This window comes from Oceanisphaera sp. (genome assembly GCF_048268965.1).
GTDB lineage: Bacteria > Pseudomonadota > Gammaproteobacteria > Enterobacterales > Aeromonadaceae > Oceanimonas.
Window position 1 is genome coordinate 23,470 of the sequence record NZ_JBLWUK010000006.1, and the last position, 11,822, is coordinate 35,291.

The following is an 11,822-nucleotide window of genomic DNA, read 5'->3' on the forward strand; positions in this document are numbered from 1 at the left end:
TGCAATTCGGGTATTACATCGCCACCTGCTGCAGCTTGCGGCGATATTCCCGGGTAACGGCGCGGGCGTCGGCCGGGTTGGCTACGGCAGTGGGGGTGATCAGCACCACCAGCTCGGTGCGTCTTACATTGGTGCCGCTGCTGCCGAACAGCCAGCCCAGCACAGGGACGTGGCGCAAACCGGGCACCCCCTGGCTGTCCTGGGACTTGTTCTCGCGGATCAGTCCGCCCAATACCAGGGTTTCGCCGCTTTGCACCGCCACCCGGGTATCGATTTTGCGCTGGGTGATGGTGGGGGACTGAATATTGGAGCTGGTGGTGGTGGCAACGTCGTTCACCTCCTGAATCAGCTCCAGCACCACCATGCCGCCGGCGTTGACCCGGGGCGTCACTTCCAGCAACACGCCCGTGTCTCGGTATTGGATGGTGCTGGTCACGTTGCCGACATCGCTGTTGAGGTTGGTGGTTTCCGAGGTACGAATGGGGACCTGATCGCCCACCCGGATCAGTGCCTTCTGGTTGTCCAGCACCATCAGCGTGGGAGAGGAAATCACGTTGACCTTGGAGTCGTTGGCCAGGGCGGTGAGCAGGGCACGGGTCCCGCTGGCGTTGAATACCTCGTAGCTGGCGCTGGCGACCAGACCGCCGTCGAAGGGAGAGGGGATGGGCAATGAACCAATGGCTCCCACACCGCTGCGACCGCCGCCCAGGCTGTTTTTAAAGAACCACTGCAATCCGTAGCGCAGCTCGTCTTCCAGACTGACCTCTACAATGGTGGCTTCCACCAGCACCTGCAGCGGCAGCTGATCCAGTCGCTTGATCGCCTGTTCCACCTTCTGGTAGTCGGCGCTGGCGGCCATTACCACCAGGGCATTGCGTTCGGTGTCGGCAATCACGCTCACTTCACCCACGTCCAGGTTGGCGGCGTTGATGCCGGTCGGGATCTGGATTGGAGTGCCGCTTTCTTCCGGGTTGTTGCTCGAGGGCTGGGATGGCGCTTCGCCGCGGTTGCGTCGCTGGCTGTCGAACAGCTGGTTGAGCAGGGTAGCCAGATGATCGGCTCTGCCGTTTTGCACGTGATACACATACATGTTCAGTCCGCGCGGGTTTTCGGCCCTGTCCAGCCGTTCTATCCACACCCGGGCGTCGGTCAGGTATCTTTCCTGCGGCGTGATCACCAGCAGGGCATTGAGCCGTTCAATGGGCAGGTAACGCACCATGCCGGCCAGGGGGCCCTCGGCCTGGTCACCGAAAATTGCCTGCAGTTCGCTGGCGATTACGTCGGCGCTGCTGGCCTGCAGCCGAAACAGGCCTACCGACATGCCGCGCAGCTGATCCACATCGAACAGGTTGACGGTGTCGCGAATGTTGACCAGCTCGTCGCGGCTGCCGACCAGGGTGAGCATGTTGCGTCTGTCGTCTATCATCATGGCCCCCTGGCGGGGCTTGACCGGCTCGAGAATTTTCTCCATTTCCCGGGCACCGATATAACGCAGCGGTAAAATCAGCATCTGATAACCGCGCGCGGCGGTAGGGGTCAGCTGAGGGTTCAGCATGGAGGCATGCACTTCGGTGGTGGGCAGCACGGTAAACAGGCCATTGCTGTGCACCAGGGCGGCACCGTGGGTTTGCAGCAGGCTTTCCAGGGTGGGCAGCAGAGCTTCTTTCCCGATGGGGCTGTTGGTTTGCAGGTAGACCTGGCCGCGCACTCTTTCGTCCAGCGAATAGTTAAGCTGCAGAATATCTCCAAGAATGGTCTTCACCACCTCGCCAATGTCGGACCCCTGAAAGTTGAGGGTAATGTCACCGGGGGCGGCGGTATTCGCCGGCGTCTTGCCGGTCTGCCCGAGCTTGACGAAGTTGCCCGTGCCGCGGTAAATCTCGGAGCGGGTTACCGGGCGAGTCTCCGGGCCGGTTGGAGTGGCGGCGGGGCCGGGGCGGCCATCGTCATGACGGGGCGGAAGCCGGACCGGATCATAGCTGCTGGTCACTCTGGCCTGGCCCCAGGGTTTGTCGAGGGTGGATCTGTCTCCGCTGGGGGTGGTGCAGGCAATCAGCAGCAGGCAGGAGACACCGATAAGCAGCCGTTTTCTCTGATGTGAGTCGATCATTGTGATTCCCCGTTACTTCCCTGTTTATTGTTATCGTCCGACGTGGCTGCTTCTGCAGCCTTGGTATCCGGTGCTGTGGTTGCTTCGTGCAAATAACCGGTATTATTGTCGAGGAGCTGTGCCTTGCTGGAGACGCTCCGGGTTGGGGGCTGTCTCGGCTCCCACAGCGTCAGACGAAAGCTCTGGATGCCATCGCCGAGCCTGACACCGTCGAGTTCGATGGCTTCGAGTTGCCAGTCGCCACTCAGATACATGCCGGTCTTGAGCCTCATGCGTCCTTCACCCTGACGTTCGCCGAACAGGGCCAGCTGTTGCTCACCTTCCCATACCACGCCGGTCAGACGCCACTTTTTCTGCAGGGCGGCGGCGTTTGCGCCGATATCGTCGTTGTTTTCAGTGACCCTGGGTCGGCGATTATCGTTAAACAAGGGCCGTTGGCTGATTTCCTCGAATTGTTCGAGCGGGGGGTAGTCAGGGGTCGGGAATTGGCTGTCCTGGCCCCGGGCGTTCATTAGCCAGAATAGCGGCACGAGCAGCAGCAGGCGCTTCATAGTGGCTCCTTCTGGGTATAACCGACCAGGTCGAAACGGATATCGAGCGAAGGGTTTCTTCGGACCCTCGAGCTTTGACGCCGGCTCCCCCTGTTGCGAATGATACGCGAGCGGCGCGTATTGGCGGTGATCACCAGATCTTGAATGAACAGGACGGGTTGTCTCGATTCGATCGCATGAAGCAAGGGCACCAGTTGATCGATCTCGCTACGCAGGTGCACCCGCAGCATGATCCCTTGCAGCGGGCTGTCGAGGGTGGGCTGGGCATTCTGGATACTGACCAGCTGGCCGCCGCTGTGGCTGACCAGCTGGTTCAAGTGTTGCTGCAGCCAGGCCGAGGCCAGAGCGGGGCGACGTTCCGGCAGATAAAGGCCGTTATCGGGGGTGGTTGCGCGCAGCTGTTGCAGTGACTGTTCGATCTGCTCCAGCTCGGACGACAGCTGCTGGTAGCGGTCAAGCCGATCTTCGAGTTGCCTGATCACGGTACTCTGTTGCCAGAACAGACCGAACAAAGGGATGATAAACAGGCTGATAACCAGCAACAGAACCACGATCAGCAGGCCCAGGGCCGCCGCCTGTTGTTGGCGCTGACTGAGGTGGATCATGATCCCTCCTCGCCGAAGCGGGCATCGATCACGAAACGATCCTTGTTGGTGGCCGGATTATTGGTTACCGGAGAACTGAAGCGTACATCGAAAAACAGCGGAGAGGCTTCCAGAATGCCGATGAGTTCGGAGGCACTGGCGGACTCGCCGCGCAGTTGCACCCTGTCGTTGCGCAGTTCGAAGCGGTTGAGCCAGGTATGGTCGGGGAGTTGGCGGGTCAGTTCATCCAGCAGGGGCAATACCGCTGCCCGGGTGGCCCCTTCCCGTGCCAGAAATTGCCGGTTTTGCTGCAGCTCTTCCAGTTGCCGTTTGAGAGCCGAGGCTTGCTCTGCCCGCTGTCGCGGTATCTCCAGCTTGGCACTCAGGGCCTCGATACGGTGCTGCCGGTAGTAAAGCGGCCCGGCGAACAGCAAAAACAGCATGAACATCACCAGGGCACCCTGCAGGGCCTTCAGTCGTCGGGCCTTGCCGGTGGCGAGGTTGGCGGGAGCCTGTAGCGGAATCACCGGCGCCAGGGGATGCTCGACATCGGTCAGGGCAGTGGGGTTCAGGCCAAGCAGATTCAGCTCGGTCAGCTGCGCATCCACCTGTGCGCGCGGTGCCAGCAAGAGTTCAACCCGGATGTGGGGCTGCTGTTTATCCCGCTCGGCCATGCGATAGCCGAAATAGACCTGCTCGGCCCTGAATGGGGTATGTCTATCCATCTCGAAGCGCAGTACATCGGCCAGGTTGCCGGCGGTTGCCGCCGGCAGACTGATATGGGTATAGAGCATGTCCTGGCTGTTCAGGCACAAGTGGACGCTGTCTGCCTGACGCAGCATGTCTGCCAGCAAGCCGCTCTGCTCTGCGTGATCATCCAGCAGCAGTTGTTCGCCGTGCGGGGTCAGCTCCAGCCGGTAATGTGTTTGTTCGTTATAAATACAGAGCCGCTGTTTCTGGGCGAGCAGACGGTGACTGATTGACGCGGGCAGCAGACTGAACAGTTGCCGGCTCCACCAGCGCCAGAAGGTCGACAGCCATTGCCACAGTAACCGGCCGTAATGGTGCAGCTGCTGGGTAAGTTTTTCCCCATCCATAGGGATCTCCGTTAAGCATCTGGCTCGATGAACAGCGGGGTGAAGGCCTGTGTGATCTGTTCCAGAATGGGTATACCGCCATGGTCAAGCAGGCTGGCTGTCAGCCGGTAACGATAAACGGTGTTCATTCGAGCTTCGGTATAAATAGTGTAGTTGACTCCAGATGAGTCGTCGGAGAGCAAGAGCCTAGGGAAGATATCGGTTGCTGGTGCCGGTTGACCTTCTTCGTGGCGGCGACGCCGGTCGGCGATAAACTGATCGACGGTGAGCTCGTCGGTGCCCGGCAGTGCCAGCAACACCTGGCGCGGGGCATAAAGCGGGTTGATGCTGTTTTGTGGATTATTCAGGGTCAGGCTGTGCCTGATCTGCCGGTAAATGTCGGGGGTCATGCCAAGCACCCGCAACAGTTCGTCCACCGCCAGAAAAGGCGCATTGCCCGGACCATAATCCAGCCCGGCGGCCAGATAGTCATCGGCTTCGGCACCGTTGAGCCGGCGCAGATCGTCGCCATCGCGCCAGTCCATGATGGCATCCACCAGCCGGGCACGCAGATCGTCATCGACCCCGGCGGTGGTCAGCAGGCCGCCAAGCAGTTCGGGGCCGGCGGCATTGAGATCGATACGGCCGCTTTCGTTGAACAGGGCAACCCGGATTTCGATGTCGTCCAGCATGACCAGGTTGGCGCTACCGTCTGCCAGCCAGATTTGCTGCTCTTCCGGCTGCGCCAGCATCAGCAGAGCCAGTTGCAGGCCGGCATCGGCGGCATGGCGAACCTGAGTCCCGTGGGTGATGTTCGCGCTTTGCTGGGCCTGGCTGCGGCTGTTTAAAGACAGGCCGGTGGCCAGCAGGGTCAGCAGGAGCAGTACCCACAACACGCTGATCAGGGCTATGCCCCGGTTTTGTTTAATATTCATCCATGATCTCGTAGCGGTGCCGGCGGGAGGCAACCACCAGCGGCGGCCAGTCCGGGTCCAGCTGCAGGCGGATCAGGGCCGGCAGTTGCTCCTGCTCCAGCCACTCGGATTGCCAGTCAGGCTGGTTCTGCTCGTCTGGCGGCAGGTAATGCAGACTGAACGAGGCTATCTCCAGTTCCAGCAGGGGGGGGATCAGATCCGGCTGGCGAAAGTCGTCCAGCAGTTGGTTCCAGTCGAAAGGCGGAGTCTGTTCTTGCGCCTCTGTCTCGGCAACCAGAGGCTGTGATTTGAGCGATAGCACAGGATGCTGGGGATCCGAGCTGTCCAGCGCCAGGTAAAACCAGACCGGCTCGGCGGAGCTGCTCCGTCGCCGGGGTTGCGGAGCCAGAAACACCAGGGAGTGTTCGGTTCCCTGGAAGGACAGCAGCGGGAGCTGCCGGTGATCATGCACATAATGTTCTTCTGCCCGTTCCAGCAGGTTGCGCAAAAACAGTTGCAGCTGTATCTGCTCACTGTGGTCGGCATTGCGCTCGCCTACCGTTTCCCAGGCCCGGCCGGCGAGGCGGAAACCGCCGAACATCAGCCCGGATAGCAGGCTCATCAGGGTCAGGGAGACCACCAGTTCCAGAAGGGTAAAGCCGTGTTGCCGTTTCATCTGGCCTCCTGCCTGACCAGTCGCAGTGTGGTCAGTCGATAGTGCTGGTCATGCTGGCCCCAGCCCACCACCACCGACAGCCGATAGGGAAGCAGCATGGACTGGTTGTCCATCAGCTCCCGGGTATCGAATTCCTCGATTCGGGTTTCCCACCAGTAGTGCTCGTCGAGCCAGCCCCGCTCGCGCCCCGGTTGCAGTGTGGTGTCGGCATACAGCTCGTTCAGCTTCGACTCCGCCAGCAGCATGGCCTTTTGTTGCTGCAGGGCCGAGTGAGTGGTGCGAATGGCCAGCGAAAAGATATTGAGCAACACCCCCAGAGTGATGGTCAGTATGGTAAAGGCCACCAGTACTTCCAGCAGTGAAAACCCTCTTTGTCTAGTCATGGAGGCGTATCCTGCCGGTCAACCAATTCACTTCTATCCGGTAGTGCCGCTCGCGCCCGGCGATGAGCAGGGTGCCGCCGCTGGCGCTGCCATCCGGATAAAAGGTGAGGTTGGCCCCCGGGTCATTGGCGGTATCAGCGAAAGATACTGCTATCTGTTTCGGCCAGGAAGAGGGCTTTGCCTGGCCCGTTATGCGTGAAGAGCGGGTGTCGGGGTCGAGTTCCAGCATGACTTCCTCTCCGCTGGCGATGGCCTGGCTGCGGGCCAGTCTGAGCAGGGCGGCAGTCTGCCGGCTGTAGCTTTTAAGTTCGGCACCGGGCAGCAGGGCGGCGAAGCGGGGAGTAACCACCGTCATCAGCAAGCTGGCCAGGGTCAGCACCACCAGCAGTTCAAGCAGGGTAAAGGCGGTTGTTCTCATATTACTCCCAGCTGACCACGTCCTGATCTTCACCGCTTCCCCCTGGCTGGTTGTCTGCGCCCAGGCTGAACAAATCAAACTCACCCTGCTGGCCGGGGGCGCGATACTGATAGTCGTTGCCCCAGGGGTCCTGGGGAATCGTTTTCTTGTTTAGATAGGGGCCGTTCCAGCCTCGGGCGTTGTCCGGACTGCTGATGAGCGCCGACAGGCCTTCGCTGCTGGTGGGGTAGCGGCCCACCTCCAGCCGGTACAGGTCCAGCGCCGTACCGATTTCGCTGATCTGCAGGGCGGCGGTCTTGGTTTTGGAACCACTGAGCTGACGCAGCACCTGGGGGCCGACCAGGCTGGCAAGCAGACCGAGGATGACCAGAACTACCAGCAGTTCGAGCAGGGTGAAGCCGAGTCGAGAAGACTTATGTATGTAATGCATCTTTACCTCCCTATATGGGCAGTTCGTTGATACTGAGGATAGCCACCAGAATGGAAATGATGATGCCGGCGATGATGACGCCGAGGCCGACGATCAGCACCGGTTCGAGAATGGTCAGCAAGCGCTGTATGGTACTTTCCACTTCCCGGTCGTAGCGATCGGCCACCTTCAGCAACATTGTCTCCAGTTGACCGGTTTCTTCGCCAACCCGGATCATCTGTATCGCCAGTGGCGGAAACAAGCCCGAAGCCTGCAAGGGGTCGGCCAGTCGCTTGCCTTCTTTCAGGCTGTCGGCGGCCTCAATTAGGGTCTGTGCCAGCCGCCGGTTGTTGATGGTATCGCGGGCTATGGTGAGTGCATTGAGCAGGGGCACGCCCCCCTTCATCAGGGTGCCCAGGCTGCGGCTGAAACGGGCAACCTCCAGTCGACGAATCAGCTCTCCGGCCAGGGGAAGCCGCAATTTGAAACCGTCCCAGGCCAGGCGCGTCTCGGGGCGGGCCAGCTGGCGCCGTCCGGCGAGCAGTGCCAGCAACAGGGCCAATAACAGCCATGGGCCCATATCGCGCAGAAACTCGGCGCTGCCGATGACGATGCGGGTAGACATCGGCATGGTCTGGCCCATGTCGGCGAACAACTGCTGAAACTGGGGGATCACGTAGGTCAGGATAATCAGCAGCGACACCGCCGACACCAGCACCAGTATGATGGGGTAAATCAGCGCCGACAGGGCTTTTTCCCTGAGTTGACGACTGCGTTCCAGGTAGAGCGCCAGATCGGCCAGGCCCAGCTCCAGGTTGCCCGAGATTTCGGCCGCCCGGATCATGTTCAGATAGAAGGGAGAAAAGCCGGCACCCTGTTCGGCCAGCACCACCGACAGTGCCTGTCCGCGCTGAATGCCTTCGCGGATCTGGCTGAGCAGGCGAATATCACCGGCCTGATTGCGCACCTCTATCATGATGCCCAGGGCACGCTCCAGAGGAATGCCGGCCTTCAGCAGGGCGGCCAGATCCTGGGTCAGAGCCTGTATCTGGCGCTCGCCGGTGCGCCCTCGCTGCAGCCAGCCGGCACCCAGATAATGGCGCTGGCCGCTATCCTGCTCTACGCTGAGCGGGATCAGCCCCCTCTGTTGCAGTTGCTGCACTATGGCCTGCTCGTTCTGTCCTTCCAGCCGGCCCTTCAGGGTCTCGCCGTTCTGGCTGACCGCCTTGAAATAATAGAGTGCCACCTCATGCCTCCTGGGTGACCCGGATCACCTCTTCGAGATGGGTGATTCCGAGCAGCACCTTGTGCAGACCGTCTCTGTACATGGTGAGCATACCGCTGCGGATGGCTGCCTCCTGGATCTTGCCGGCGTCGGCGTGGCTCAGCACCAGCTTGCGAATATCGTCGTTCATGGTGAGCAGCTCCTGAATGGCCAGACGGCCGTGGTAGCCGGTGCCGGCACAGTGGGCACAGCCGACGGGTCTGTGCAGCTGGATGGGCTCTCCCGGGGCAAGCGGCGTCAGATCCAGTTCTCGCACCAGTTCGGGCAATGGTTGATAGCACTCCTTGCAATGGGGGCAGAGTACCCGCACCAGACGCTGCCCTATCACCCCATTGAGAGTAGAAGTGAGCAGGTAGTCTTCTACTCCCATTTCCAGCAGGCGGGTGACGCTGCTGGCAGCATCGTTGGTATGCAGGGTCGACAGCACCAGGTGCCCGGTCAGCGCCGACTGCACGCAGATGCGGGCGGTTTCCAGATCGCGCATTTCCCCCACCATGATGACATCGGGATCCTGACGCACTATGGAGCGCAGGGCGCTGGCGAAGGTCAGTCCGATGGCGGGTTTGACGTGGATTTGATTGACCCCCTCTAGCTGGTATTCTACCGGGTCTTCCACCGTGATCAGCTTGCGCGCCGTGGTGTTCAGCTGATTAAGGGCGGTATAGAGGGTGGTGGTCTTGCCGCTGCCGGTGGGCCCGGTCACCATGACCATGCCATGGGGGATCTTCAGAACCTGCCGAAAGCGTTGCTTGGTATGCTCGGCAAAGCCCAGGGCGTCGAAGTCGAGAATGACACTTTCCCGGTTGAGCAGCCGCATGACCAGGCTTTCACCGTGCATGGTGGGCACTGTGGATACCCGTATATCCAGCTCCATGCCCTGGATCCTGAGTTCGATACGGCCATCCTGAGGCAGGCGTCGCTCGGCGATATTGAGTCGGGCCATGATTTTGATGCGCGAGATAATGGCCGGGGTCATGTTCACCGGCGGGGCTTCGCTTTGCTGGAGCACACCGTCGATGCGGTAGCGGATGTTGAGCCGGTTTTCGAACGGCTCGACATGAATGTCGGAAGCGCGCATATCCACCGCCTTCTGGATGACCAGATTGACCAGGCGGATAACGGGTGCTTCGCTGGCCATGTCCTTGAGCTGGGCGATGCTTTCTTCGGTTTCTTCCTCTTGCTGTACCGCAGAGAGGATATCCCCCATCTTGCTCTGGCCTTGGCCGTAGAGACGCTCTATGGTGGCGGTGATTTCCGAGCTGACCCCCACTTGCACCCGTACCGGTAGCTGACACATCATGGCCATGGCGCGAATGGAAAACTCGTCTCTGGGGTCGACCATTGCCAACACCAATTCATGGTTGTCCTGGCGCAATGGCACCAGATGATGTTCTTTCAGGAAGCGATAGGGCAGGGGGTCCTCGAGTGGAGGAGCAAGCGGATATTCCTCTACGGCGGTCAACGGCAGCCGGGTCAGTTCGGAGAGACACTTGGCCAGCTCTCGTTCCGATATCATGCCCAGATTCAGCAGTAACACCGTCAGGGAGCTGCCATCGTCCTGTCGTTGACGCATTCGCTCCAGTCGGACAAGCTCTTTATCCGAGAGGTGTCCCTGCTCTATCAGGGTTTGTCCCAGTCGTGTATCTTCTACAGTCGATAGAGTCCCTTCGGTATCCATACGCGATTCTCCCTGCACTTAGGATCAAGCATAGACTGCCTGAGAGATCGCTGATCAGGTGAATTTCGAGGTGTTTTACGCCAAAATAGAATAAATATTCTACTTTTAGATATATATATTTGGTATTTAGGCATTGACCGGATAGAACATCCATATTTCAATAGGAACGGGTCTCAACCTGTATCCCGATAAGAGCTTACAAATATCACAAGGAAGATAACGTGACGTATATTCATAACACCATCACCAAACTCAAGAAGACCAGCCCGGCTCAAGCTGAGTTCTATCAGGCTGTAGAGGAGGTGCTGGACTCGTTACAGCCCATCCTTGAAACCAATGAAAAGTACCAGGTGCATGCCATTATCGAACGTATGATTGAGCCCGAGCGCCAGATTATGTTCCGGGTTCCCTGGGTGGATGACCAAGGCAAGATACAGGTCAATAAAGGTTATCGCATTGAATTCAACTCGGCCCTGGGTCCTTACAAGGGTGGCCTTCGTTTTCACCCCAGCGTGAATGCCAGTATCATCAAATTCCTCGGCTTCGAGCAGATTTTCAAGAATGCCTTGACCGGCCTGCCGATTGGCGGCGGTAAAGGGGGAGCCAACTTCGATCCCAAAGGCAAGTCAGACGGCGAAATCATGCGTTTTTGCCAGTCGTTCATTAATGAGTTGTATCGCCACATAGGCCCTACCACAGACGTACCCGCCGGAGACATTGGCGTGGGCGGGCGAGAAATCGGCTACATGTTTGGCCAGTACAAGCGTCTGACCGGTAACTATGACGGCGTCTTTACCGGCAAGAGCCTGCTGTGGGGCGGTTCTCTGGTGCGTAAAGAAGCGACCGGCTATGGCTGTGTCTACTTTGCCGAGTACATGCTGGAAGGCAAGGGTGACAGCCTGGCAGGCAAACGCTGCCTGGTGTCCGGTGCCGGCAACGTGGCCATCTACACCATAGAGAAGCTGTATCAACTGGGCGCGATTCCGGTCAGCTGCTCCGACTCAAGTGGCACCATATATCACGAGGCCGGCATTAATCTCGATACCCTGAAAGAACTGAAAGAAGTGCGCAAGGTTCGGTTGAACGAATACTTGACCGCACATCCTGAAGCCAGGTTTATCCCGATTGCCGAGTACCCTGAAGATGGCAATGCCGTATGGCGTTTACCTTCTGCTCAGCTGGCATTCCCGTGTGCCACACAAAACGAGTTGAGCGAAGCCGATGCCAAGGTGCTGGTTGCTAACGGCTGTATAGGAGTGTCTGAGGGGGCCAACATGCCTTCTACCCAGGAGGCCGTAGAAGTGTTCCTGGATGCCAAAATCCATTATGGCCCGGGCAAGGCTGCCAATGCCGGTGGTGTGGCTACCAGTCAGCTGGAAATGGCGCAGAATGCGAGCATGCAGCGCTGGAGCTTCGAGGAAGTAGACGAAAAGCTGAAAATCATCATGAAGAATATCTATTTGAATGCCAGCGAAACCGCTGCCGAGTTTGGCGAACCGCACAACCTGGTGCTGGGCGCGAACATTGCCGGTTTCCGCAAGGTAGCAGATGCCATGATAGAGCAGGGCGTGGTGTAAAAAAGCGGTACGCTACACGCCATACGTTAAAGAAAATGCTTTTGTAGGCGAACGCTTGCTCTCGCATTTCGCCGAAGGCGGAACTCTTTAATCATACAGAAAAAGCCCCGAACCTAACGGTTCGGGGCTTTTTATTCGACAGGATTATGGTTTTACTTTCG

12 protein-coding genes are annotated in these 11,822 nt (G+C 59.1%); 1 reads left to right on the forward strand and 11 read right to left on the reverse strand.

Features of this window, described 5'->3' with window-relative positions; all coding sequences use genetic code 11:
• Positions 1-13 precede the first annotated feature (13 nt).
• The 11 genes from gspD to gspE are packed head-to-tail and all read right to left on the reverse strand — an operon-like array spanning position 14 to position 10,084.
• The gene (gene gspD / locus ACN0VL_RS04875) at positions 14-2,110 is read right to left on the reverse strand and encodes a type II secretion system secretin GspD (protein WP_417615054.1); all 2,097 of its coding nucleotides are present in this window, start codon (positions 2,108-2,110) and stop codon (positions 14-16) included.
• On the reverse strand, positions 2,107-2,661 hold the full coding sequence (locus ACN0VL_RS04880; RefSeq protein ID WP_417615056.1) for a hypothetical protein: 555 nt from the start codon (positions 2,659-2,661) through the stop codon (positions 2,107-2,109). Before ACN0VL_RS04880 ends, gspD begins: the two co-directional genes overlap by 4 nt.
• A complete protein-coding gene (gene gspM, locus ACN0VL_RS04885) occupies positions 2,658-3,266 on the reverse strand; it encodes a type II secretion system protein GspM (protein WP_417615058.1) in 609 nt (202 codons plus the stop codon). The genes ACN0VL_RS04880 and gspM overlap by 4 nt, the downstream gene beginning before the upstream one ends.
• Positions 3,263-4,342: a PilN domain-containing protein gene (locus ACN0VL_RS04890; protein ID WP_417615060.1), complete on the reverse strand. Its 1,080-nt coding sequence runs from the start codon at positions 4,340-4,342 to the stop codon at positions 3,263-3,265. Before ACN0VL_RS04890 ends, gspM begins: the two co-directional genes overlap by 4 nt.
• A gap of 11 nt (positions 4,343-4,353) precedes the next feature.
• The gene (locus ACN0VL_RS04895; RefSeq protein WP_417615062.1) at positions 4,354-5,256 is read right to left on the reverse strand and encodes a general secretion pathway protein GspK; all 903 of its coding nucleotides are present in this window, start codon (positions 5,254-5,256) and stop codon (positions 4,354-4,356) included.
• Positions 5,246-5,911: a prepilin-type N-terminal cleavage/methylation domain-containing protein gene (locus ACN0VL_RS04900; protein WP_417615064.1), complete on the reverse strand. Its 666-nt coding sequence runs from the start codon at positions 5,909-5,911 to the stop codon at positions 5,246-5,248. The genes ACN0VL_RS04895 and ACN0VL_RS04900 overlap by 11 nt, the downstream gene beginning before the upstream one ends.
• Positions 5,908-6,294 carry a type IV pilus modification PilV family protein gene (locus tag ACN0VL_RS04905; protein ID WP_417615066.1) on the reverse strand — a complete coding sequence of 129 codons (387 nt, stop codon included), beginning with the start codon at positions 6,292-6,294 and terminating at the stop codon, positions 5,908-5,910. The genes ACN0VL_RS04900 and ACN0VL_RS04905 overlap by 4 nt, the downstream gene beginning before the upstream one ends.
• Entirely contained in the window at positions 6,287-6,712 is a 426-nt protein-coding gene (locus tag ACN0VL_RS04910; protein WP_417615068.1) for a GspH/FimT family pseudopilin, read from the reverse strand. The genes ACN0VL_RS04905 and ACN0VL_RS04910 overlap by 8 nt, the downstream gene beginning before the upstream one ends.
• Position 6,713: 1 nt before the next feature.
• Positions 6,714-7,142, reverse strand: coding sequence for a type II secretion system major pseudopilin GspG (gene gspG, locus ACN0VL_RS04915; protein WP_417615070.1), 429 nt, complete (start codon positions 7,140-7,142; stop codon positions 6,714-6,716).
• A gap of 10 nt (positions 7,143-7,152) precedes the next feature.
• Complete coding sequence (locus ACN0VL_RS04920; RefSeq protein WP_417615072.1) at positions 7,153-8,367, reverse strand: type II secretion system F family protein; 1,215 nt, start codon at positions 8,365-8,367, stop codon at positions 7,153-7,155.
• Between the two features lies 1 nt (position 8,368).
• On the reverse strand, positions 8,369-10,084 hold the full coding sequence (gspE, locus tag ACN0VL_RS04925; RefSeq protein WP_417615073.1) for a type II secretion system ATPase GspE: 1,716 nt from the start codon (positions 10,082-10,084) through the stop codon (positions 8,369-8,371).
• Between the two features lie 221 nt (positions 10,085-10,305).
• Between gspE and gdhA the strand changes: the two genes are divergently transcribed.
• Positions 10,306-11,661 carry an NADP-specific glutamate dehydrogenase gene (gene gdhA, locus ACN0VL_RS04930; RefSeq protein ID WP_417615075.1) on the forward strand — a complete coding sequence of 452 codons (1,356 nt, stop codon included), beginning with the start codon at positions 10,306-10,308 and terminating at the stop codon, positions 11,659-11,661.
• Positions 11,662-11,822 lie beyond the last annotated feature (161 nt).

Excerpts from the sequence above, each read along its gene's own strand:
- ACN0VL_RS04890 (WP_417615060.1), bottom strand. The coding sequence starts at position 4,342 with ATGGATGGGGAAAAACTTACCCAGCAGCTGCACCATTACGGCCGGTTA.
- gspD (WP_417615054.1), bottom strand. The coding sequence starts at position 2,110 with ATGATCGACTCACATCAGAGAAAACGGCTGCTTATCGGTGTCTCCTGC.
- gspE (WP_417615073.1), bottom strand. The coding sequence starts at position 10,084 with ATGGATACCGAAGGGACTCTATCGACTGTAGAAGATACACGACTGGGA.
- ACN0VL_RS04880 (WP_417615056.1), bottom strand. The coding sequence starts at position 2,661 with ATGAAGCGCCTGCTGCTGCTCGTGCCGCTATTCTGGCTAATGAACGCC.
- gspM (WP_417615058.1), bottom strand. The coding sequence starts at position 3,266 with ATGATCCACCTCAGTCAGCGCCAACAACAGGCGGCGGCCCTGGGCCTG.
- ACN0VL_RS04895 (WP_417615062.1), bottom strand. The coding sequence starts at position 5,256 with ATGAATATTAAACAAAACCGGGGCATAGCCCTGATCAGCGTGTTGTGG.
- gspG (WP_417615070.1), bottom strand. The coding sequence starts at position 7,142 with ATGCATTACATACATAAGTCTTCTCGACTCGGCTTCACCCTGCTCGAA.
- ACN0VL_RS04900 (WP_417615064.1), bottom strand. The coding sequence starts at position 5,911 with ATGAAACGGCAACACGGCTTTACCCTTCTGGAACTGGTGGTCTCCCTG.
- ACN0VL_RS04910 (WP_417615068.1), bottom strand. The coding sequence starts at position 6,712 with ATGAGAACAACCGCCTTTACCCTGCTTGAACTGCTGGTGGTGCTGACC.
- ACN0VL_RS04905 (WP_417615066.1), bottom strand. The coding sequence starts at position 6,294 with ATGACTAGACAAAGAGGGTTTTCACTGCTGGAAGTACTGGTGGCCTTT.